Origin of the sequence: Pseudomonas sp. MF6755 (genome assembly GCF_016405635.1) — a bacterium.
Lineage (GTDB): Bacteria > Pseudomonadota > Gammaproteobacteria > Pseudomonadales > Pseudomonadaceae > Aquipseudomonas > Aquipseudomonas haemolytica.
Window position 1 is genome coordinate 60642 of the sequence record NZ_JAEKDA010000002.1, and the last position, 18111, is coordinate 78752.

The 18111-nt window shown below is 60.3% G+C and carries 17 protein-coding genes; 7 read left to right on the plus strand and 10 right to left on the minus strand.

Going from position 1 to position 18111, the window contains the following annotated elements:
• Nucleotides 1-68 precede the first annotated feature (68 nt).
• The gene (recQ, locus tag JFT66_RS02675; RefSeq protein ID WP_034117112.1) at nucleotides 69-2198 is read right to left on the minus strand and encodes a DNA helicase RecQ; all 2130 of its coding nucleotides are present in this window, start codon (nucleotides 2196-2198) and stop codon (nucleotides 69-71) included.
• A 276-nt stretch (nucleotides 2199-2474) separates the two neighbouring features.
• Here recQ and JFT66_RS02680 point away from each other — a divergent pair, with 276 nt between their 5' ends.
• From JFT66_RS02680 to JFT66_RS02690, 3 genes are all read left to right on the plus strand, one after another.
• Nucleotides 2475-3062 (plus strand): UPF0149 family protein, encoded by a 588-nt coding sequence (locus tag JFT66_RS02680; RefSeq protein WP_034117113.1) that lies wholly within the window; start codon nucleotides 2475-2477, stop codon nucleotides 3060-3062.
• A gap of 20 nt (nucleotides 3063-3082) precedes the next feature.
• On the plus strand, nucleotides 3083-3466 hold the full coding sequence (locus JFT66_RS02685; RefSeq protein ID WP_153871087.1) for a YbaN family protein: 384 nt from the start codon (nucleotides 3083-3085) through the stop codon (nucleotides 3464-3466).
• Nucleotides 3467-3585: 119 nt separating this feature from the next.
• Nucleotides 3586-7056 carry a hybrid sensor histidine kinase/response regulator gene (locus JFT66_RS02690; RefSeq protein ID WP_198858702.1) on the plus strand — a complete coding sequence of 1157 codons (3471 nt, stop codon included), beginning with the start codon at nucleotides 3586-3588 and terminating at the stop codon, nucleotides 7054-7056.
• 61 nt (nucleotides 7057-7117) lie between these two features.
• Here JFT66_RS02690 and rmuC read toward each other — a convergent pair whose 3' ends face one another.
• Together rmuC and JFT66_RS02700 are read right to left on the minus strand one after the other, a co-directional pair.
• Complete coding sequence (rmuC, locus tag JFT66_RS02695) at nucleotides 7118-8482, minus strand: DNA recombination protein RmuC (protein ID WP_167524269.1); 1365 nt, start codon at nucleotides 8480-8482, stop codon at nucleotides 7118-7120.
• A 175-nt stretch (nucleotides 8483-8657) separates the two neighbouring features.
• Complete coding sequence (locus tag JFT66_RS02700) at nucleotides 8658-8981, minus strand: hypothetical protein (RefSeq protein WP_034117116.1); 324 nt, start codon at nucleotides 8979-8981, stop codon at nucleotides 8658-8660.
• Nucleotides 8982-9438: 457 nt separating this feature from the next.
• Between JFT66_RS02700 and JFT66_RS02705 the strand changes: the two genes are divergently transcribed.
• From JFT66_RS02705 to JFT66_RS02720, 4 genes are all read left to right on the plus strand, one after another.
• A complete protein-coding gene (locus tag JFT66_RS02705) occupies nucleotides 9439-9744 on the plus strand; it encodes a hypothetical protein (RefSeq protein WP_034117117.1) in 306 nt (101 codons plus the stop codon).
• Between the two features lie 443 nt (nucleotides 9745-10187).
• A complete protein-coding gene (locus JFT66_RS02710) occupies nucleotides 10188-10412 on the plus strand; it encodes a hypothetical protein (RefSeq protein ID WP_005790139.1) in 225 nt (74 codons plus the stop codon).
• Between the two features lie 278 nt (nucleotides 10413-10690).
• On the plus strand, nucleotides 10691-11173 hold the full coding sequence (locus tag JFT66_RS02715) for a hypothetical protein (protein WP_034117118.1): 483 nt from the start codon (nucleotides 10691-10693) through the stop codon (nucleotides 11171-11173).
• Nucleotides 11174-11319: 146 nt separating this feature from the next.
• Entirely contained in the window at nucleotides 11320-12600 is a 1281-nt protein-coding gene (locus JFT66_RS02720; protein WP_034117119.1) for an OmpP1/FadL family transporter, read from the plus strand.
• Nucleotides 12601-12665: 65 nt separating this feature from the next.
• Here the strand turns inward: JFT66_RS02720 and JFT66_RS02725 are convergent, their stop codons facing one another.
• The 7 genes from JFT66_RS02725 to cobU all read right to left on the minus strand — a co-directional run bounded on the left by JFT66_RS02725 (nucleotide 12666) and on the right by cobU (nucleotide 17951).
• Nucleotides 12666-13214 carry a glutathione peroxidase gene (locus tag JFT66_RS02725; RefSeq protein WP_153838125.1) on the minus strand — a complete coding sequence of 183 codons (549 nt, stop codon included), beginning with the start codon at nucleotides 13212-13214 and terminating at the stop codon, nucleotides 12666-12668.
• Nucleotides 13215-13364: 150 nt separating this feature from the next.
• A complete protein-coding gene (locus tag JFT66_RS02730; protein ID WP_161793247.1) occupies nucleotides 13365-14564 on the minus strand; it encodes an MFS transporter in 1200 nt (399 codons plus the stop codon).
• Between the two features lie 63 nt (nucleotides 14565-14627).
• The gene (locus JFT66_RS02735) at nucleotides 14628-15032 is read right to left on the minus strand and encodes a MarR family winged helix-turn-helix transcriptional regulator (RefSeq protein WP_153838126.1); all 405 of its coding nucleotides are present in this window, start codon (nucleotides 15030-15032) and stop codon (nucleotides 14628-14630) included.
• Nucleotides 15033-15074: 42 nt separating this feature from the next.
• Nucleotides 15075-15803: an adenosylcobinamide-GDP ribazoletransferase gene (locus JFT66_RS02740; RefSeq protein WP_198858703.1), complete on the minus strand. Its 729-nt coding sequence runs from the start codon at nucleotides 15801-15803 to the stop codon at nucleotides 15075-15077.
• A gap of 2 nt (nucleotides 15804-15805) precedes the next feature.
• Nucleotides 15806-16381: an alpha-ribazole phosphatase family protein gene (cobC, locus tag JFT66_RS02745; protein WP_198858704.1), complete on the minus strand. Its 576-nt coding sequence runs from the start codon at nucleotides 16379-16381 to the stop codon at nucleotides 15806-15808.
• On the minus strand, nucleotides 16378-17433 hold the full coding sequence (gene cobT / locus JFT66_RS02750) for a nicotinate-nucleotide--dimethylbenzimidazole phosphoribosyltransferase (protein ID WP_198858705.1): 1056 nt from the start codon (nucleotides 17431-17433) through the stop codon (nucleotides 16378-16380). The genes cobC and cobT overlap by 4 nt, the downstream gene beginning before the upstream one ends.
• Nucleotides 17430-17951, minus strand: coding sequence for a bifunctional adenosylcobinamide kinase/adenosylcobinamide-phosphate guanylyltransferase (gene cobU, locus JFT66_RS02755; protein WP_034117126.1), 522 nt, complete (start codon nucleotides 17949-17951; stop codon nucleotides 17430-17432). The genes cobT and cobU overlap by 4 nt, the downstream gene beginning before the upstream one ends.
• Nucleotides 17952-18111: the final 160 nt, after the last annotated feature.

Consider the following 18111-nt stretch of genomic DNA (forward strand, 5'->3'; position numbering starts at 1 on the left):
AAGCATGCGCCATGCCAGTAGGCAAGGCCCGGTATGTACTGATTCGTTACATTGTCGTAATTGGCACACTAAATTTCGAATTCCGACTGTAAAGCGGCACGCACGCAGTACAAAACGCCTTCAGGAACACGCCCGGTGAACAATGGAGCGATCTCCGTGACAGGTGGCAATTCGCCTTCTCCATCGAGAAAGGCATCCTGGATTTCGCCGAGCAAATCCTCAGGTAAATCAAGGGCCTGCTCCAGCGACAGTTGCTGCTTGCCGATGGCTTCGGCAAGCAAGGTATACACATTTTTTTCCGAGCATTGCAGTTGGCCGGCGATCTGGATCGGGGTCATGCCGGCGCGAGCCAGGCTGATCAGTTCGTGGCGAATATCGGCGATTTCCTTCGGTGCTTCGGCCTGGCCGCCAAGCACTTCGAGGAACGCCTGGCCGTAACGCTCCAGCTTGCGCGCACCCACACCGCTGACCCTGGCCATCTCGGCCATGGTGGTGGGTTGCTCGCGGAGCATCTCCAGCAAAGTGGAGTCGGGGAAAATGACGTAGGGCGGCACGCTGTGCTCCTGCGCCAGTTTGCGCCGCAGGGTGCGCAGGGCTTCCCACTGTTCGCGCTCCTCGCCCCGCACCAGTTGGCTGGCCTGGCTGGTGCTGCTGCTCTTGGCGGTGGTCTGTGGCTTGAGGTCACGGCGCAGTTCCAGGCTCACTTCACCCTTGAGCAACGGCCGGCAACTGCTACTCAGGCGCAGCCCGCCGTAGCCCTCAATATCGATGTCGACGAGGCCACGGGCAACCATCTGACGGAACAGCGAACGCCATTCGCCCTCAGCCCGTGCCTTGCCGACACCGTAGACCGAGAGTTTCTCGTGGCCAAAGCTGCGGATTTTTTCGTTGTCCTTGCCCAGCAACACATCCACCAAGTGACCCACGCCATAACGCTGGCCGGTGCGGTAGATCGTCGACAACGCCTGGCGAGCCGGCTCGGTGGCGTCCCAGGTCTGCACACCGTCAATGCAGTTATCGCAGTGGCCGCAGGGTTCGGGCATGTCTTCGTCAAAATACGCCAGCAGCGTCTGGCGCCGGCAGCGCGTCTCTTCGCACAGTGAGAGCATCGCGTCGAGCTTGTGCTGCTCCAGGCGCTTGTGGCGCTCGTCACCTTCGGAGTTTTGCAGCATCTGCTTGAGCATCACCACGTCTTGCAAGCCGTAGACCATCCAGGCATCCGCCGGCAGGCCATCACGACCGGCACGCCCGGTTTCCTGGTAATAGGCCTCAAGGGATTTGGGCAGATCCATGTGCGCCACGAAACGCACGTTGGATTTGTCGATGCCCATGCCAAAGGCAATAGTCGCCACCATGATCAGGCCCTCCTCGTTGAGGAAGCGCTTTTGGTGATAAGCACGCAGATCGTTCGGCAGGCCGGCGTGATAAGGCAACGCCGGATAGCCCTGTTCGCAAAGGAACGCGGCGACTTCATCAACTTTTTTGCGCGACAGGCAATACACAATGCCCGCATCACTGCGCCGCTCGGACAGGAACGCCAGCAACTGCTTGCGTGGCTGCTCCTTGGGCACAATGCGATAGAAAATATTCGGCCGGTCAAAGCTTGAGAGGAAGCGCTCGGCGTTCTGCAAATGCAGGCGTTCAACGATCTCTTCACGAGTACGTTTGTCGGCAGTGGCGGTCAGCGCGATGCGTGGCACGTCGGGGAACAGTTCCGCCAATTGGCCAAGCTGCAAATATTCGCGGCGGAAATCGTGACCCCATTGCGATACACAGTGGGCTTCGTCGATGGCGAACAGAGCAATTTCCAGGCTCTGCAGGAAGGCCAGCATGCGCGGCTGCACGAGGCGTTCTGGCGCCAGGTACAGCATCTTCACCTCGCCACGCTTGATACGGGCGGCCAGGTCGCGCTGCTGCTCGGCGCTGAGGGTGGAGTTCAATGATGCTGCGGCCACACCAAGTTCTTCCAAGGTCGCGACCTGATCGTCCATCAATGCAATCAGCGGCGACACCACCACGGCCAGGCCATTGCGCAACAGCGCCGGCACCTGGAAGCACAACGATTTGCCGCCACCCGTAGGCATCAGCACCAAGGCATCGCCGCCATTGGCCACGCGCTCAATGATCGCACCCTGGCGGCCACGAAAACTGTCGTAGCCGAAGATGTCCTTGAGGACGCGTTGAGCCTGCTCGAGCATGTAAAACTCCAAAATGGTGCCGAAATCCCTCTGTACAGGCTGGCCGAAAAGATGCGCTGTCACGGAAAATAATCCGTAAGCGAAGTTTTCCCGGATTGGCGCTGGGCCTGCAGGGGCATCACAAAACGCGGCAGTATACCCGAGCGTCATCCACCAAAGGACGCGACTGACGAATAGACGCCCCATTCTAAAACCGGGCAAATGTGCACTGCGGCTGGCCTGGGCGCTCAAGAAAGCCTAGAATTCAGCATCGTTTATTCCCAAGGTAGCCCTTCAATGTCCTTCGCTGAGCAACTAACCCGCCTGCAAGCCTTCCTCGACGCCGATGAGCTGCATGACGAGGCGCTGGACTACGTGGCCGCCCACGGCTACCTGACCGCCCTGTCGATCTGTTCCGAAGTCGTGCCGGACCGTGAGTGGATCGACGCCTTGTTCGCTGAAGAGCCTCACTACGCCGACGCCGCCCAGCGTGAAGAAATCGAAGCCACCCTGCTGGCCCTCAAGGCCCACATCGGTCGCCAACTGGCCTCCGATGAGGAGTTCGAGCTGCCATGCGACCTGGACCTGGGCGAAGAGCCGGACGACTCCGACCTGCGCGGTTGGTGCATCGGCTTCATGGAAGGCGTGTTCCTGCGCGAAGCCGCCTGGTTCGAAACCGCCGAGGAAGAAGTCAGCGAAATGCTGCTGCCGATCATGGTCGGTTCGGGCTTGTTCGACGACCAGCCTGAGTTCGCCGACATCGCCGCCGACGCCAACCTGATGGACGACATGATCGTGCAGATCCCGGAAGCCCTCACCGCGCTGTACCTGCTGTGCAACGCGCCTGATGAAAAACCGGCGATCCTCAAGCCACGTCACCACTGAGTCGATTGCCCGTGGCACCCATGGGCAACCGCTCGCTGCTCCTGCGCTACGTGCTGCTGGCTATCGGCTGGCTCAGTGTAGCGCTGGGAGTGATCGGCATTTTCCTACCGGTGTTGCCGACCACGCCCTTCCTGCTACTCGCCGCCGCTTGCTTCGCTCGAAGCTCCCCGCGTTTCTACCACTGGCTGGTGGAACACCCGCGCCTTGGCCCGTGGATCCGAGACTACCTGGACGGCAATGGCATACCGCTCAAAGGCAAGGTCTACGCCATCGCCTTGATGTGGCTGAGCATCACGATCTCCTGCTACCTGGTACCACTGCCATGGGCACGCGCTTTTATGCTGACCAGTGCGGTGCTGGTGACGATCTACATCCTGCGCCAGAAAACCCTGCCACCTCGCTAGACGCCGCCTGCGACATTAGATCCCACACGACCTTGGTCGACACTGACTAACACCAGGCATCATGCGAGACTGTCCACCCGGGCCTGGAATGCCTGGGTGTTCCTATGTTCGGAGTTACCATGACGCTGTCCAGCGGGCTGATCGCCGCCGTTGCCCTGGCCTATATGGCCATTATGTTTGCCATTGCCTTCTACGGTGACCGCCGCCATGCGCCGTTGCCGCCGCGGGTGCGTGCATGGGTCTATAGCTTGTCGCTGGCCGTGTACTGCACCAGTTGGACCTTCTTCGGCGCTGTAGGCCAAGCCGCCGAGCAATTGTGGGCATTTTTACCGATTTACCTGGGACCGGTGCTGTTACTGGTGTTGGCGCCCTGGGTGCTGCAGAAGATGATCCTGATCAGCAAGCAGGAAAACATCACCTCCATTGCCGACTTTATCGCCGCTCGCTATGGCAAGTCCCAATCCCTGGCGGTGGTGGTGGCGCTGATCTGCCTGGTCGGCGTGTTGCCCTACATCGCGCTGCAACTCAAGGGCATCGTACTGGGCGTAAACCTGTTGATCGGCGCCGGCCCCGACACCACCGGCACTCGATCCCAGGACACCGCCTTGATCGTGTCGCTGGTATTGGCGCTGTTTACCATCGTGTTCGGTACCCGCAACCTCGATGCCACCGAACACCACCGGGGCATGGTGCTGGCGATTGCGTTTGAGTCCCTGGTCAAGCTGTTCGCTTTTCTCGCCGTCGGTGTGTTTGTCACCTACGGCTTGTACGACGGTTTCGGCGATCTGTTCGGCCAGGCAATGCTTGCACCACGCTTGGAGGAATACTGGAAAGAGACCATCAATTGGCCGTCGATGGTGGTGCAGACCGGCGTCGCCATGATGGCGATCATTTGCCTGCCACGACAATTTCATGTGACGGTAGTTGAGAACATTGACCCTCAGGATCTGCGCCTGGCCAAGTGGGTGTTCCCGGCCTACCTGATCCTCGCCGCGCTGTTTGTGGTGCCCATCGCGCTGGGCGGCAAGATGTTGTTGCCTGGCTCGGTGCTGCCGGACTCCTATGTGATCAGCCTGCCGATGGCCCAGGCCCATCCGGCCCTCGCCGTGCTGGCGTTCATTGGCGGCGCCTCGGCCGCCACCGGCATGGTGATTGTGGCCAGCATCGCCTTGTCTACCATGGTCTCCAACGACATGCTGCTGCCCTGGTTGCTGCGACGCTCCAGTGCCGAGCGACCGTTCGAAGTGTTCCGCCACTGGATGCTCTCGGTGCGCCGGGTGAGCATTGTGATCATCCTGCTGCTGGCGTATGTGAGCTACCGCCTGCTGGGCTCGACCGCCAGCCTGGCCACCATCGGCCAGATCGCCTTTGCCGCCGTGACGCAACTGGCCCCGGCGATGCTCGGCGCGCTCTACTGGAAGCAGGCCAACCGGCGAGGTGTATTCGCCGGCTTGGCCGCCGGTACGTTCCTGTGGTTCTACACCTTGGTCCTACCGGTGACGGCGAAAAGCCTCGGCTGGTCGCTCAGTCTTTTCCCCGGCCTGACCTGGATGCATTCCCATCCGTTCGGGCTTTCAGTGACTTCGCTGACCTTGGGCACCGTGTTCTCCCTGGCGGGTAACTTCACCCTCTTCGTATGGGTTTCAATGCTGTCGCGCACACGGGTTTCCGAGCACTGGCAGGCGGGCCGTTTTATCGGCCAGGAAACCAGCCAGCGCGCCAATGCCCGCTCCATGTTATCGGTGCAGATCAGTGACCTGCTGAGCCTGGCTGCACGTTTCGTCGGTGAAGAACGCGCCCAGCAGAGCTTTATTCGCTTCGCCTATCGCCAGGGCAAAGGCTTCAACCCCAACCAGAATGCCGACAACGATTGGATCGCCCATACCGAACGCTTACTGGCCGGTGTACTTGGGGCCTCTTCGACGCGTGCAGTGGTGAAAGCCGCGATCGAAGGGCGGGAAATGCAGTTGGAGGACGTAGTACGCATCGCCGACGAAGCCTCCGAGGTGCTGCAGTTCAATCGCGCCCTGCTGCAAGGCGCCATCGAGAACATCACCCAAGGCATCAGCGTGGTAGACCAGTCCCTCAAGCTGGTGGCCTGGAACCGACGCTACCTGGAGCTGTTCAACTACCCAGACGGCTTGATCAGCGTTGGGCGGCCGATTGCCGACATCATTCGCTACAACGCTGAGCGTGGCCTGTGCGGGCCTGGCGAAGCAGAAGTGCATGTGGCCCGCCGCCTGCACTGGATGCGCCAGGGTCGCGCGCACACCTCCGAACGTCTGTTTCCCAATGGTCGGGTGATCGAGTTGATCGGCAACCCGATGCCCGGTGGCGGTTTTGTCATGAGTTTCACCGACATCACTGCGTTCCGCGAAGCCGAACAAGCACTGACCGAGGCTAACGAGGGCCTGGAGCAGCGAGTAACCGAGCGTACCCATGAACTGTCGCAGCTCAATGTGGCGCTTACCGACGCCAAAGGCGTGGCCGAATCCGCCAGCCAGTCGAAGACACGATTCCTGGCGGCGGTGAGCCATGACCTGATGCAACCGCTGAACGCTGCGCGGCTGTTCTCCGCCGCCCTCTCCCACCAGCACGATGGCCTGTCCAGCGAGGCACGGCAGTTGGTACAGCACCTGGACAGCTCGTTGCGCTCGGCCGAAGACTTGATCAGCGACTTGTTGGATATTTCACGCCTGGAAAACGGCAAGATCAATCCACAACGCCAGCCCTTTGTACTCAATGAGCTGTTCGACACCTTGGGCGCTGAATTCAAGGCGCTGGCCCACGAGCAAGGCTTGCGGTTCCGTTGGCACGGCAGTCGCTTGCGGGTGGACAGCGACATCAAGCTGCTACGGCGGATTTTGCAGAATTTTCTGACCAATGCCTTCCGCTATGCCGACGGCCCAGTGCTGCTTGGCGTACGTCGACGCAAGGGCGAACTGTGCCTGGAAGTCTGGGATCGCGGCCCGGGTATTCCGCAGGATAAACAGAAGGTGATTTTCGAAGAATTCAAGCGCCTGGACAGCCACCAGACCCGTGCCGAAAAGGGCCTGGGCCTGGGCCTGGCGATTGCCGATGGCCTGTGCCGCGTGCTGGGCCACCGCCTGAGCGTGCGCTCATGGCCGGGCAAGGGCAGCGTCTTCAGCGTGTGTGTGCCACTGGCGCGTAACCAGGCCAGCCCGCAGCCCAAGGCACCGGCGGAAAACGGCCTGCCTATGAGCGGCGCACGGGTGCTGTGTGTGGATAACGAAGAAAGCATTCTGATCGGCATGCGCAGCCTGCTGACGCGCTGGGGTTGCGAAGTCTGGACCGCTGCCAATCAGGCCCAATGCGCGGCGCTGCTGGCCGACGGCATGCGCCCGCAACTGGCGCTGGTGGATTACCACCTGGACCATGGCGAAACCGGCACCGAGTTGATGGGCTGGTTGCGTGCGCAATTGGCCGAGCCGATTCCCGGCGTGGTGATCAGCGCCGATGGCCGCCCAGAGATGGTGGCTGAAGTGCATGGGGCGGGGCTGGATTACCTGGCCAAACCGGTGAAGCCGGCGGCGTTGCGGGCGCTGTTAAGCAGGCACCTGCCTTTGTAAAGGCTTGTACTCGGTCAAAATGTGGGAGGGGGCATGCCCCCTCCCACATTTGGCTCTATGTCTATTCGGGAAGATGCGCTACGCCATCCGAATCTGTCATCGCCCGCTCGAGTAGATCCGCCGGCAGACTTTTACTGGCACGGGCGCCGAGTAGCCTTAATTGCTCAGTACGGCTGACCAGATTCCCGCGCCCATCCGTCAGCTTGTTGCGCGCCGCGCTGTAAGCCTTATCCAACTGCTGCAACCGATTGCCCACTTCGTCCAAGTCCTGGATGAACAACACGAACTTGTCGTACAGCCACCCGGCACGCTCGGCGATTTCCCGCGCGTTCTGACTCTGGCGCTCCTGCTTCCACAGGCTGTCGATCACCCGCAAAGTGGCGAGCAAGGTGGTGGGGCTGACAATCACGATATGACGGTCGAAGGCTTCCTGGAACAGGTTGGGTTCGGCCTGCAAAGCAGCGGAAAAAGCCGCCTCGATCGGCACGAACAGCAGGACGAAATCCAGGCTGTGCAAACCTTCCAGACGCTTGTAGTCCTTGCCGGCCAAGCCTTTGACGTGATTGCGCAGGGACAGGACATGCTGCTTTAAAGCGGCCTGGCCAATCACCTCATCCTCCGCCGCGACGTACTGTTGATAGGCAGTCAGGCTGACCTTGGAGTCGACCACCACCTGCTTGTCGCCCGGCAACATGATCAGCACGTCAGGCTGGAAACGCTCGCCATCCGGGCCTTTGAGACTGACTTGGGTCTGGTACTCACGGCCTTTCTCCAAGCCCGCGTGCTCCAGCACCCGCTCAAGGATCAACTCACCCCAGTTGCCCTGGGTTTTCTGGCCCTTGAGCGCGCGGGTCAAATTGGTGGCTTCGTCCGACAGGCGCAGGTTCAATTGCTGTAGGCGCTCCAGCTCTTTGGCCAGGGAAAAACGCTCGCGGGCTTCGTTCTGATAGCTTTCTTCGACACGCTTCTCGAACGACTGAATGCGCTCCTTGAGCGGGTCAAGCAACTGGCCCAGGCGTTCCTGGCTGGACTCGGCAAAGCGCTGTTCACGCTCGTCGAAGATCTTGCCGGCAAGCTCAGCGAACTGCGCACGCAGCTCGTCCCGCGAGCCTTGCAGGTCAGTGAGGCGTTGCTGGTGGCTCTCTTGTTGCTCGCGCAGTTCCGCGCTCAGGGCCGCGGCCAAGGCGTCGAGACGGCGTAGTTCGGTTTCCTTGGCGCTGCGGTCGAGGTTCCAGGCGTGGGCGGCATCGCGGGCGTTATCGCGATCGATCTGCAATAGCTCGACTTCGCGGCGCAGAGCAGCCAGGTCAGCCTGCTTGGCGGCATTGGCGTGGCTCAGGTCGCTGATCTCATCACGGCTGGCGTCCAACTGCGCGGCGAGCCCTTCCTGGGCCAGCTGCGCTGTCGCCAGGCGCTCTTCCAGCAGTTCCCAGCCGGTGGTGCGTGCGCTCAGGCGCCGCTGAACCTGCCAGCACAGCGCCAATAAAGGCACCGCTGCGCCAACAAGCCCCAAGGCGATACTGGTCCAGTCAACAACCATAGCCATTTCTGCCATCACCGAAAAAAATCAAGGGTAACCAAGCACAGGTCTGGAGGACAGCTCAGTCTTCGACCTGGCCCAGTTCGCGTTGGGCGCGGCGGTCACCGGCGCGTGCGGCTGAGCGCAACAGATCGTGACCGATGCGACGGTCACGGGCATTCCCGCATTCACGGCACATCAGTTGGCCAAGACGGCTCTGTGCAGCCACTACCCCTTCCCGGGCAGGCTGTTTGAGCAAACGTCCAGCGAAATGCTTGATGTTGCTGCTTTGCCCAAGGCGCGGGCTGTCGAGCAACCACAAAGCGACCTTCAAGGAAAAACGCTTGGGTGCGGTAACAGTTTGGGGAGTGTCGGTAACAGAAGGTGATACTGAGCGAAACTTCATAAAGCACTGCGGGACAGAACGGAAGGCGCGCCACTCTACTCTTTTTTTCGTACAGGTAAAGCTGAAAAAACCCTGCACGCCCGTTCTAGAGCAAGCGCTCGGGACAATCCACAGAAGCTGTGGATAACTCAGTGGACAACCCCCCTTTAAGTGGCGCAAAGGCCCATGGAATGGGGGCCGCAGTCAAACTGACGATTTTTTCACCAATAAAAAAAAGTGAGATTTTTCATTGACTTGAATTTTGATTACAGGCAAATGGGCACACTTCCAGGCGAGTGACAGTGAGGTTACACACGCCGCAACGAATGTGCACAAGTCACCATTGAATGGTTATATCGCCGGCGTTTTTTGATTCAACGCGCGTTAAACATGTTACTGCCGCAACAAAGCCGAGGGCTTTTCAAATCTGTCCAGGCTCGCCACACTGCTGCACCGACAATGACCCCCTGTAAAGCCGATGAAAGGAATTCTGTTATTCGCCGTGCTGCTACTGGCCATCTGCGCGACATCATTGGGAATCAATGCCCTGCTACCTTCCCCGGACGGCGCGCTGTTCGCCAGCGCGATCCTGCTTTCAGCGGCCTTCACCGCCGTGAGCCTGTGTACCGAACTGAGTGAAGGCAGAATCAATGACCTGCGCGATGTCATGAAAGTGATCGAGACCGGCCAGTCCCTGCGCCTGACGCTCGCCGCCTACGGGTTGGGTTGTGCCCTGGCAGCATCCATGACAGTGCTGGTCTATCGTGGGTGGCTAGGCGGCTGATTGAAGTTTTTTTGCCAGCGCACTTCCTTTCCCTGTTTCAATCCGTTACTATCCGCGGCGTTAGTACCAAGCTGAAAGTCAATTCTGGTCGACCAACTCCCTTGAACCACATGGGATCGACCACCTCGATGGTTTCCAGGTATTTCTTGCGACGACACTGCCTTTGAACAAGCAAAGGGTGCCGCGAAGTTTCAATACTCTGACCGAACCAACCTGCAAATTGATCAGGATCTTCACCCTGGGCCCAGAACCTTTGCCCCTGTTGTGTTGCCTGCCCTCCTAAGTACCTACCTGCCAGCCCAAGCGCGCCTAACTTATCAGCGCTTCAAACTGGCTGCTTTGTTCCAGTCAGGTTCTTCGCTTGATCAATTGTGATCAGCGTCACTGGAACGTTTTAACGTTGCACGGTTCTTATCCGTGTCATTTGTAGGAACACCAATAATATGAACGCTCAAATCCACACTCAGGATGCCATTCGCACCCTCACTAATGCTTTTGCCCCAATGAACTGCCTGATCATGGCCGCTCGCAAAGGCTGCTTCAGCTTCACCCTGGTCAACGAACACGGCATCGCGCGTCACAGCGAACGCCTGTACCCCGATCAATACTCCAGCGCAGAACCGCTGCAGGCCGTGATCGAGCGTACCCGTCAGGCACTGACTGCCTGATCGACCCGAGTCGCTGAAACACAAAAACCCTGTCTAAAAAACAGGGTTTTTTATTGCCCGCAATTTGGTATTGCAGCCCCTGCGCTAAGTATGAATAGATATAAACGTTATAACTGGATGGAGAAGATGTTTTAAAAACAGTCCTTTACACCATGAATATGACACTACACTTCAACTCAAGCGGGCTATTCCGCTTGCGACGGGCCTGAGATCCGATCCACCGCTGCCAAGCTCCCCTTCTCAGGTCTCGTCCACCCCCTTCATCGGTTGAGGCTTGTATGGGTATTGCCGCCAGCGAATTGTGTCGTTATGTGATCAGGCCGACGTTGATATACCTAGGCCGCCATAACCCGACAGCCGAATCCCTGCTGCTGGGCATTGCCGCCAGCCAGTCGGAACTGGGTTCGGCCCTGCATGATCGGCGTGGCCATGGCCTCTACAGCATCACCGAACCGCGCCACCGCGCCCTGTGGGATGACTACCTGGCCCTGGACCCCGAGCGGGCGAGCCTGGTACGCGGGCTGGCCAGCCAACACGCCTTCCTCAGCGCACCGCACTTGGAGTTGACCGTCAACCTGAGATACGCCACGGCGATCGCCTGGTTGCTGGTGGAACAACAGCGTCCGGCCCTACCGGCGCCCGGCGATGTACTGGCAATGGCGCGTATCTGGAAAGAAATTTTTCACCCTCAGGGCCGGTTGCGAGATTTCACCCGCGCCTGGCAAACCTGTGTCAACCCAATAAAACAGGTGGCTTGCTGATCAGGCAATTTGCAAGATTCGCCAAAAAACACGGATTTTGGTCGGATTGTCCTACAAAACCGCTCTATCTCACACATTACAGCCTATAGCGCGATGTGAAATTTATTGATACTTTCCGCAGCGGTGATCACCACGGAGTTCTAATAATGAAAAAAGTAATGCTCAAGACCACACTTAGCCTCGCCGTTGCCATGGCATCCTCCCAACTGTTCGCCAGCGGCTTCGCCCTGAACGAACAGAGCGTCAGCGGGATGGGTACCGGTTTCGCAGGTCGCTCTTCTTCTGCCGATGATGCCAGCACTGTGTTCGGCAACCCTGCCGGTATGGCACGCCTGGAAGGTCAGCAGATCACCGGCGGTGTTGCAGCCATTGATGCCTCCACCGATATCAGCGACGTCAGCGGCCGCTCCCGCGGCAGCAACAAAGGCGACATGGTGCCTTTCACTGCCGTCCCTTTCGGTTTTTACACCAATAAACTCAACGATCAGTGGGCTGTCGGCTTCGGCGTCTATGCACCGTTCGGCCTGGTGACTGACTACGAAAGCGGCTTCCAGGGCGCTCCCTTTGGCAGCAAAAGCGAAGTAAAAGTCATCACCTTCCAACCGACGGTCAGCTACGCCTTCAACGACCGCGTTTCCGTCGGCTTTGGCCCTACCTTCAACCGTATTGCCGGCACCCTGGAATCGGACCTGACGCTGAACCCTGCCGCACCGACCACCAATATCAAGATCAAGGGTGATGACACCGCGCTGGGTTTCAATATCGGCGTGCTGGTACAAGCCACCGATACCACCCGCGTCGGCCTGACCTATCACTCCAAGGTCAGCTACAAGCTGGACGGCCACACCGAAGTCAGCGGTCCGGCGGCAACCGCTGGCGCCTTGCGCAGCAACCGCTACGATGCGTCGCTGAAGATCGATACACCTGAGTCCTACGACCTTTCGGTCACCCAAGACCTGACTGATGCCTGGAAGCTCTACGCGGGTGCAACCTGGACGCGCTGGAGCCGCCTGAAAGACATCACCGTCAAGAACGAAGGCGTGGTCGGCGGTGCTACCGGCGGCGCGCTCGCCCCGGCCCTGATCGGCACCATCAAGGAAGACCAGAACTGGCACGATACCTGGGCCTACGCCGTGGGTACTTCGTACCAGCTCACCAAGCAAGTGGTGTTGCGTACCGGCCTGACCTTCGACCAGTCGCCTACCAACAATACGGATCGTTCGCCACGCATCCCTACCGGCGACCGTACTATCTTCAGCCTGGGCCTGGGCTACGAGGTCATGCCTAACATGACCGTCGACCTGGCTTACTCCTACCTGAAGGAAGAAGACGTCAAGGTTGCACGCTCCAACCAATTGGCCAGCTATAACGCCAAGTATGAAAACAGTGCCAACGGTTTCGGCCTGGGCATGACCTACCGCTTCTGATTCACAGCGGTATAAAAAAGCCCCGCTCTCCTGCAAAGGAGGCGGGGCTTTTCAGTGGTTGCTGCTCAGGGTTTGGACGCCAACGCCTCTTCTACAGCCTTGATCAAGTCAGGGCTGTCCGGCTTGGTCACACTGGAAAAGTTGGCAATCACCTTGCCTTGGCGGTCCACCACGTATTTATAGAAATTCCACTTCGGCGCACTGCTCTGCTGCGCCAGCAGCTTGAACAGGTGCACCGCATCCGGTCCCCTGACCTTCTGCGGCTCGGTCATGGTGAAGGTCACGCCGTAATTCACGTAGCAGACCTTGGCAGTCTCCTCCCCGGTCTTGGCTTCCTGCTTGAAGTCATCGGACGGCACACCAATCACTTCAAGGCCTTGACTCTTGTAACGCTGGTACAAGGCTTCGAGACCTTTGAATTGCGGTGCGAACCCGCAAAAGCTCGCGGTATTGACGATCACCAGGGGCTTGCCGGCGAAGCGCTGGCACAGGTCAATGGATTCCTTGGCCCGCAGCTTGGGCAGTTGGCCCTCCAACAAAGGCGGACAGTCGGCTGCCATGGCCAGGCCACCAACAGCCATCAGTACGGGTACAGCGAGCCAACGCATCAGCATGTCGAAACTCCTTGAGTCAGTTCAGGCATTGAACTTAACAGATCGCCATGCCCAACTGCATCAACGCCAGGCCGCCCTGTTGCCAACCCCACCAGACCAACAGCAACAAGAGCAGCCCCGCCGCCATGGCCATCACACGCACCGCTAAACTCATGCCGCCTCCATCTGCGCCTGCACACGTGCTACCGGCCGCTCACGCACCGGCCAGTTCAGGGCCGCGGCGAGCAGGCTGAGCAGAATCGCCACCTGCCAGATCAAATCGTAGTTGCCGGTTCGATCATAGACCACCCCGCCCAGCCAACCGCCGAGGAATGAGCCGAGTTGGTGGAACAGGAACACAATCCCACCGAGCATCGAGAGGTTGCGCACACCAAACAAGGTCGCGACGGTGCCGTTGGTCAGCGGTACGGTGGACAACCACAGGAACCCCATCGCCATGCCAAACAGATACGCCGTGACTTCAGTGACCGGCGCCCACAGGAACAACACGATCACCACGGCCCGCAACAGGTACAAGCCGGTCAGCAGGCGCGGCTTGGACATGCGCCCGCCCAGCCAACCGGCCGTGTAGGTGCCGAACACATTGAACAGGCCGATCAGGGCCAGCACCGTGGTACCCACCGTGGCCGGCAGATGCTGGTCGACCAGGTACGCCGGCAAGTGCACGCCGATAAACACCACTTGGAAACCGCACACAAAAAAGCCGAAGGACAGCAGCCAGAACCCGGAGTGAGAACAGGCTTCCTTGAGTGCTTCGCGCAGGGTTTGCTGGCCGACCGTGACCGGCAGCGGCCGGTCCTTGAGCATCGCGACCAGCGGCAGGATCAGCGCCACCATCAAGCCCAACGCCAGCAGGGCCGCAGACCAGCCCAGCCAGCCAATCAAGCCGAGGGTGCCGGGCACCATGGCGAATTGGCCAAAAGAACCTGCGGCGCTGGCGATGCCCATGGCCATGCTGCGTTTTTCCGGGGCGACGGCGCGGCCAACCACGCCGAGAATCACTGAGAACGAAGTACCGGAGAGGCCAATACCAATCAGCAAGCCTGCGCTCAGGGACAGCGACCACGCCGAGTCGGACATGCCCATCAACACCAGGCCCACGGCGTACAACACCCCACCGACAAACACCGCTTTGGTCGCGCCGAAACGGTCGGCCAAGGCTCCGGTAAACGGCTGCGCCAGGCCCCAGATCAGGTTCTGCAAGGCAATCGCGAAGGCAAAGGTCTCACGACCCCAGCCGAATTCGCTGCTCATCGGCGCCAGGAACAGGCCGAAGCCGTGCCGTACGCCCAAGGACAACGCCAGGATCAGCGCACTCCCCACAAGGATCCAACCACTGGTGCGCCACATCGAGGTCATTTCTTATTCTCCGCTCGCGGGTATATACCCGCTTGTAGTCGAACAAACCGCGCTTCAGGCGAGTTCATCCAGCAAGGCCAACAACGTTTCGCGCTTTTCGGCGCCCAGCTTATCAATCAATTTCTGCTGCGCCGCCTCCCAAGCCGGTAAGGCGGCGGCCAGTCGTTCCTGGCCCGTTTCGGTCAACAACACCAGGCGGTTGCGCAGATCGTCACCTTCGACCAACTGCACCAGGCCCTCGCCTTCCAACACTCGCAGATTACGCCCCAAGGTGCTTCGATCCAGGCCCATGGCTTCGGCCAGGCTGGAGATGCTCGGTTGGTCGAGGCGCTGCAAGTTACACAGCAAAGAATACTGGGCAACGTTGATCCCGAAGCCGTCGAGAGCGCCGTCGTAATGCCTGCTGACGCCACGGGCGGCACGTCGCAGGTTAGTGCATAAACATTGAGAGGCAAGCATAGAGCGTGTATATACCCGGAGTTAAGGAAATGCAAGAAAACGTTACAGCGCCAGCCCGACCAGTACAGCCACCTCAAGCAGCTCCAACAGCGCGCCTGCGGTATCGCCCGTGGTGCCGCCAAGACGCTTGACCATCAACTGGCGCAGCCACATGAAACACAGCGCCGCCAGCAATACCGCGATACCGCCGTTGAAGCCGCCGATCAGGATGCACGCCAACCCGCTGAGAATCAGCACCTGTTGGCCGACAATCCTCGGTAAATGGTCTGACAGTGCCTGGCCCAATCCTCCTGCACGCACATAGCGCGTAGAGAGAAACAGCGCCAACATCGAAGCCCGCCCGATCAGCGGCGCCAGGATCAAGGCGGCGCCATTATGTTGTTCGATCAAGGCCACCAACGCGCTGAACTTGAGCAGCAACACCAGGCCCAGGGTGACCACCGCAATCGGCCCGCTGCGTGGGTCTTTCATGATGCTGAGGGTGCGTTCACGATCACCAAAGCCACCCAGCCAGGCGTCGGCACTGTCCGCCAGGCCATCCAGGTGCAGGCCGCCGCTGAGCAACACCCAGGCCGTCAGCAGCAGCGCGGCATGCAGCAACAAGGGCGCGCCCATCAACATCAGGTTCAGGCCCCATAGCAGCACGCCGAACAGCAGCCCCACCAGCGGATAAAACAGCAATGAACGGCCCAGCTCATGAGGCTGCGGCATGCCCGGCAAGCGAATCGGCAGGCTGCTGAGAAATTGCAGGGCGATCCAGAACGGCAGCATCCTCAGGTTCCTTCCTTCAATACGCTGTCAGCACCCACCTGCAGGCTGAACAATGCGCCGTGGCCGACTTCGACATTCAGCAGTTGCTCACGTGGCAAACCGCGCGCCCGGGCCAACAGCAGGCGCATGACACCGCCATGACTGATCAACAGCACGCGCTGGCCAGCATAAGCCTGATGCAGCCGCGAGACAGCACCGAGCACCCGTTCGGAAAACCGGATGACAGGCTCGCCTTGCGGCGGTGTGAAACCGTAGGGATCAGCCCAGAACAGCCCCAGCCCTTCGGCATCGGTCTCCATCAACGCGGCTGCGCTCTGGCCTTCCCAGGCGCCGAAGTGAAGCTCTTGCAGCGCGGGCTCCAGGCTCACCGGCAGGTCGAGCCGTGCCCCCAACTCCTGGGCAAACAAGGCGCAGCGTTGCAGCGGCGAGCTGATCAACCGATCCCACGGCCCCTGCCCCACCACTGCGGCGCGCATCTGCGCCCAGCCATTGGCCGTCAATGCATCGTCAAGGCTGCCACGCAGGCCGCCACCCAGCTCGGTTTCGCCGTGGCGCAACAGGTCCAGGTGCAAGGTCATGCGGGGCGGTCCGCCACGGCCGCTTCGGCGAACGTCGCCATTTGCCCGTGCAGCGCACACGCCAGGCGCAACAACGGCACCGCCAGCGCCGCACCGCTGCCCTCACCCAGGCGCAAATTCAGTTCCAGCAAAGGCTGGGCATCGAGACTGTGCAGCACATGGCGATGGCCCGGCTCGGCACCCCGATGGCCGAACACCAGCCATTCGCGGCACGCCGGGTTCAAGCGCACCGCCACCAGCGCGGCAACGCTACAGATGAAGCCGTCTACCAACACCACGACGCCTGCCTGAGCGCAGGCCAGGTAGGCACCGACCAGTGCGGCAATTTCAAAGCCGCCAAGGTTGAACAGCGTTTGCAACGCATCACCGCGCTGGCCGGCATGCAGCGCCAACGCGCGCTCAATCACCGCTACCTTGTGGCTGACGCCCACGGCATTCAAACCCGTGCCGGGGCCTGTCAGGTCACTCACCTGGCAATCCAGCAATGCACAGGCCAACGCACTGGCTGCGGTGGTGTTGCCAATGCCCATCTCGCCGCCGATAAACAACTGCGCGCCGCTTTCCAGGGCGCGGTGCGCGCTGTCTCGTCCGGCTTGCAGGGCCAACTGCCCCTGGGCCTGGGTCATCGCCGGGCCCTCGACGAAATTGGCCGTGCCCGCACCGATATTCAGGTGGCGAACACCGGGCAAATCCAGCGATGGCGTCACCGTGCCGAGGTCGACCACTTCCAACTGCGCATCCAGTTGCCGCGCCAATACGCTGATCGCCGCACCACCGGTGACAAAGTTATGCAGCATCTGCCCGGTCACCTCCTGGGGAAACGCCGACACGCCTTCGGCGACCACGCCGTGATCGCCCGCGAAAATCGCGATCCACAGCCGATCCACCGACGGTTTGACCTGGCCCTGCAAACCCGCCAACTGCACCGCCAGCGCTTCCAACTGGCCGAGGGAACCGGCGGGCTTGGTCAACTGCTGCTGGCGCACCAGCGCCTGTTCGTGGGCAGCGGCATCGATGGCCTTGCAGGGGTTGAGCCACCAGGAATCCGTCATAACGCAGTACCTTTCAAAGTCAGGGGCAGACCGGCGACCGTCAGCACAACACGCTGACACTGCTCGGCCAAGGCTTGATGCAGCCAACCGGCTTCATCCACATAACGGCGAGTCAATTCGCCCAGCGGCACGACACCCAGACCGGTCTCGTTGCTGACAAAAATGATTTCACCCGGCAGCGACGCCAGGGTGTGCAGCAATAGATCACGCTCAACGGCCAGGCGCTGCGTGTCATCGAGCATCAACAGATTGGTGAGCCACAGGGTCAGGCAATCCACCAGCAGGCAACGGTCGGCCGCCGCGTTTTCCCGCAGCACACGCGCCAGTTCAACGGGCTCTTCAACCAAGCCCCACGAGTCAGGACGCCGCTGACGATGCAAGGCAACGCGCGCGTTCATCTCGCCGTCCAAGGGTTGGCTGGTGGCGATATAAGTGACGGTCAAACCGCTATCGCTGGCGAGCTTTTCAGCAAGGCGACTCTTGCCCGAGCGTGCGCCGCCCAAGATCAGTTGGAGCATGGAATGAGCCCTGTAAAAGTCAAAAATGGAGCGGGAAACCAGAATAAACGTGGCGCTATACGTAACCACGATGCGCAGCGAGTCGCTCTTGCTTTTGATCTCAGGCGCCCCGTTAAACCACGCTGGCCGAACGCAGGCTTGAATCCGTGGGCCGACGGGC

What these genes read in the sequence shown, in the direction of transcription:
- JFT66_RS02725 (WP_153838125.1), bottom strand. Translation starts at nt 13,214, where the DNA reads ATGCTGATGCGTTGGCTCGCTGTACCCGTACTGATGGCTGTTGGTGGC.
- cobT (WP_198858705.1), bottom strand. Translation starts at nt 17,433, where the DNA reads ATGACGGATTCCTGGTGGCTCAACCCCTGCAAGGCCATCGATGCCGCT.
- JFT66_RS02690 (WP_198858702.1), top strand. Translation starts at nt 3,586, where the DNA reads ATGACGCTGTCCAGCGGGCTGATCGCCGCCGTTGCCCTGGCCTATATG.
- recQ (WP_034117112.1), bottom strand. Translation starts at nt 2,198, where the DNA reads ATGCTCGAGCAGGCTCAACGCGTCCTCAAGGACATCTTCGGCTACGAC.
- JFT66_RS02740 (WP_198858703.1), bottom strand. Translation starts at nt 15,803, where the DNA reads ATGCTGCCGTTCTGGATCGCCCTGCAATTTCTCAGCAGCCTGCCGATT.
- JFT66_RS02700 (WP_034117116.1), bottom strand. Translation starts at nt 8,981, where the DNA reads ATGAAGTTTCGCTCAGTATCACCTTCTGTTACCGACACTCCCCAAACT.
- JFT66_RS02680 (WP_034117113.1), top strand. Translation starts at nt 2,475, where the DNA reads ATGTCCTTCGCTGAGCAACTAACCCGCCTGCAAGCCTTCCTCGACGCC.
- JFT66_RS02715 (WP_034117118.1), top strand. Translation starts at nt 10,691, where the DNA reads ATGGGTATTGCCGCCAGCGAATTGTGTCGTTATGTGATCAGGCCGACG.
- JFT66_RS02705 (WP_034117117.1), top strand. Translation starts at nt 9,439, where the DNA reads ATGAAAGGAATTCTGTTATTCGCCGTGCTGCTACTGGCCATCTGCGCG.
- cobU (WP_034117126.1), bottom strand. Translation starts at nt 17,951, where the DNA reads ATGCTCCAACTGATCTTGGGCGGCGCACGCTCGGGCAAGAGTCGCCTT.
- JFT66_RS02710 (WP_005790139.1), top strand. Translation starts at nt 10,188, where the DNA reads ATGAACGCTCAAATCCACACTCAGGATGCCATTCGCACCCTCACTAAT.
- JFT66_RS02730 (WP_161793247.1), bottom strand. Translation starts at nt 14,564, where the DNA reads ATGTGGCGCACCAGTGGTTGGATCCTTGTGGGGAGTGCGCTGATCCTG.
- JFT66_RS02720 (WP_034117119.1), top strand. Translation starts at nt 11,320, where the DNA reads ATGAAAAAAGTAATGCTCAAGACCACACTTAGCCTCGCCGTTGCCATG.
- JFT66_RS02735 (WP_153838126.1), bottom strand. Translation starts at nt 15,032, where the DNA reads ATGCTTGCCTCTCAATGTTTATGCACTAACCTGCGACGTGCCGCCCGT.
- cobC (WP_198858704.1), bottom strand. Translation starts at nt 16,381, where the DNA reads ATGACCTTGCACCTGGACCTGTTGCGCCACGGCGAAACCGAGCTGGGT.
- JFT66_RS02685 (WP_153871087.1), top strand. Translation starts at nt 3,083, where the DNA reads ATGGGCAACCGCTCGCTGCTCCTGCGCTACGTGCTGCTGGCTATCGGC.